3 protein-coding genes are annotated in these 2,633 nt (G+C 62.7%); 1 reads left to right on the top strand and 2 read right to left on the bottom strand.

The window, feature by feature from the left end:
* The coding region (locus AACZ55_RS15915) for a (d)CMP kinase (protein ID WP_339647657.1) at positions 1–125 on the bottom strand (125 nt) is incomplete at its 3' end.
* On the bottom strand, positions 122–1,471 hold the full coding sequence (gene aroA, locus AACZ55_RS15910) for a 3-phosphoshikimate 1-carboxyvinyltransferase (RefSeq protein WP_339647656.1): 1,350 nt from the start codon (positions 1,469–1,471) through the stop codon (positions 122–124). The genes aroA and AACZ55_RS15915, both read right to left, overlap by 4 nt.
* 270 nt (positions 1,472–1,741) lie before the next feature.
* On the opposite strand from aroA, the gene AACZ55_RS15905 reads away from it, so the two are divergent.
* The gene (locus AACZ55_RS15905) at positions 1,742–2,185 is read left to right on the top strand and encodes a TIGR02300 family protein (RefSeq protein WP_339647655.1); all 444 of its coding nucleotides are present in this window, start codon (positions 1,742–1,744) and stop codon (positions 2,183–2,185) included.
* Positions 2,186–2,633 lie beyond the last annotated feature (448 nt).

Genomic DNA, 2,633 nt, shown 5'->3' with positions numbered 1-2,633 from the left:
ACCGCCAGCCCGACGGCGCGGTAGAGCAGGCCCGTATCGAGATGGGGCAGGTTGAAGTACCGGCCCAGCGCGGCGGCGATGGTGCCCTTGCCCGAGGCCGCCGGTCCATCCACCGCGATAATCATGCGGCGTCCTCGCTTTGGGAAAATCCGGCGCCAAGGCGGGTGAAATCGGGCTCGAAGCTGGGGAACGAGGTCGCGATCATCCGGTCGTCATCGACGGTGACGGGCTTTTCGGTGGCCAGGCCCATGACCAGAAAGCTCATGGCGATGCGATGATCGAGGTGGGTGGCGACGGTGCCACCGCCAGGGACGGCGCCCTTGCCGGTGACGGTGAGGAAATCTTGGCCCTCCTCGCAGACAACGCCATTGGCCTCGAGCCCGCGGGCGACGGCGGCGAGGCGGTCGGATTCTTTCACCCGCAACTCCTCGAGCCCTGCCATGTGGGTGACGCCTTGCGCAAAAGAGGCTGCAACGGCGAGGACCGGGTATTCATCGATCATCGAGGGGGCGCGGGAGGCGGGGACGGAGACGCCCTTCAAACGCGAATGTTTCACCCGCAGATCGGCGATGTCCTCGCCGCCCGAGACGCGGCGGTTTTCGATTGCGATGTCGCCGCCCATTTCAATGAGCGTATCGATCAGGCCGGTGCGGGTGGGGTTCATCAGAACGTTTTCGATGGTGACTTCCGAGCCCGGCACGATGAGGGCTGCAACGAGCGGGAAGCCGGCCGAGGAGGGATCGCCGGGGACGATCAATTCCTGCGCCTTGAGATCGGGCAGGCCGGCAACGGTGATGGTGCGCACGCCATCGGCATCGGTTGCGATGGCAATATCGGCGCCGAAGCCTTCGAGCATCTTTTCGGTGTGATCGCGGGTCATGATCGGCTCGATCACCGTGGTCGTGCCAGGGATGACAAGGCCGGCCAAAAGCACGCAGGATTTGACCTGGGCGGAGGCCATGGGCACACGGTAATGCACCGGCACGGGATCGGTGGGGCCCTTGAGTGCGATGGGCAGACGGTTTTCGTGGTGTTCGACGACTTCAACGCCAATGGCGCGCAGCGGATCGAGCACGCGGGCCATGGGCCGGGCCGAAAGCGAGGCATCGCCCACAAAGCGGGTAACGAAGGGATAGGCGCCGACAAGGCCCATGGTGAGCCGCACGCCGGTGCCGGCATTGCCGAAATCGAGATCGGCCCGGGGGGCGAGAAAGCCGCCGACGCCGAGCCCGTCGATGTGCCAGGTCTCGCCGATCTTTTCGACCTTAGCGCCGAGCGCCTGCATGGCGCGGCCGGTGGCCAGCACATCCTCGCCTTCAAGCAGGCCGGTGACATTTGTGCGGCCCAAGGCCATGGCGCCGAACATCATGGCGCGATGGGAAATCGACTTGTCGCCGGGCACCCTTATTGACCCGGAAAGGGCACCGGCATTGTGGCTGGCGCGCGGACGGGGCAGGAGGGCGTGGGACATGGCAAACGGACCGGGACTGGAAAGGGTAAAAACGAGGTCGGGCTTAGCATGATCGCTTCTGCCTGCCAATTGCGGCGGCGCCGGTAACATTTTGCGTTTGACAGCAGCGAAAATTTCACGCTAACCGAACCCCAACGTGGCCGCCCTTATTGAGAGAGGGTGTTGCGCCCGCACTTTATGCCTGTTGCGCCCCTCTATGAAAACCCGGTAGCGTTTTTCCGGGGCGCTCGAAATACCAACCCTACAGCAGCAGATGAATGGGGAATTGCCTTGGCCAGTGACGAACGCGGTACCAAGCGGACATGCCCGGTGACGGGCAAGAAATTTTACGATCTGGGCAAGGACCCGGTGGTCTCGCCCTATACCGGCAAATCCTATCCCGTGAGCTTTTTCGAAGCCGCTCAGGAAAAGTCTGCCGCCAAGTTCGGCGCCAAGGAGCGCAAGGCGGACAAGGTTGTAGAAGAAGCAGAGGTCGAGGAAGCGGACGTCGATGTTGCCGCCAAGGAAGCGGGCGCCGAGGTCATTTCGCTCAATGACGCGGAAACCAATGCCGACGACGACGATGATGACGACAACGAGGACGATATCCCCGAAGTCGAAGACGTCGAAGTCGACGAAGAACTGGGCGGGGATGACGACGACACCTTCCTCGAAGAAGATGACGACGATGACGATATCGGCATCGAAGTGGATGTGGACGACGACGAGCGGTAGAGGTTTCTCTGTCTCACGGCGCGCACCGCTTCGGGCATGACGCGTTAAAACCGCGCTATGCCCTTAGCTGCGCCTGCGACGGCGCGGCGAACGATCGCCCCAGCCCGCGAGCATAGCTCGCTTGGGCGTTCTGCCTTCAAATCGATCCACCGGATCGATTTGCCCCGCAAGGCGGGTCAGGCAAAACTCCTCGCCTAAGGCTCGTCCATGTGACCTCACGGGCACACCGTACACGGTAGACAGGGCTTTTAGGGGCTGCATGAAAAATTTGCGACGCCGGACAATTTTTGCTCTTGCGTCGCAAAACACTTCTCACTAGGTTCCGCCCGTTCGCTCGGGCCACCCGAGGAACCACCCGGACGGCGCGTTTTGCGCCACCCAACGATGGGGCCATAGCTCAGCTGGGAGAGCGCCTGCATGGCATGCAGGAGGTCAGCGGTTCGATCCC

The sequence above is a fragment of the uncultured Pelagibacterium sp. genome (assembly GCF_963972885.1).
In the GTDB taxonomy this organism is placed as follows: Bacteria; Pseudomonadota; Alphaproteobacteria; order Rhizobiales; family Devosiaceae; genus Pelagibacterium; species Pelagibacterium nitratireducens.
The sequence above is the reverse complement of the archived record's forward strand: the minus strand, read 5'-3'. Positions and strand labels throughout refer to the sequence as shown.

Coding starts and splice junctions, on each gene's coding strand:
- aroA (WP_339647656.1), bottom strand. CDS start 1,471: ATGTCCCACGCCCTCCTGCCCCGTCCGCGCGCCAGCCACAATGCCGGT.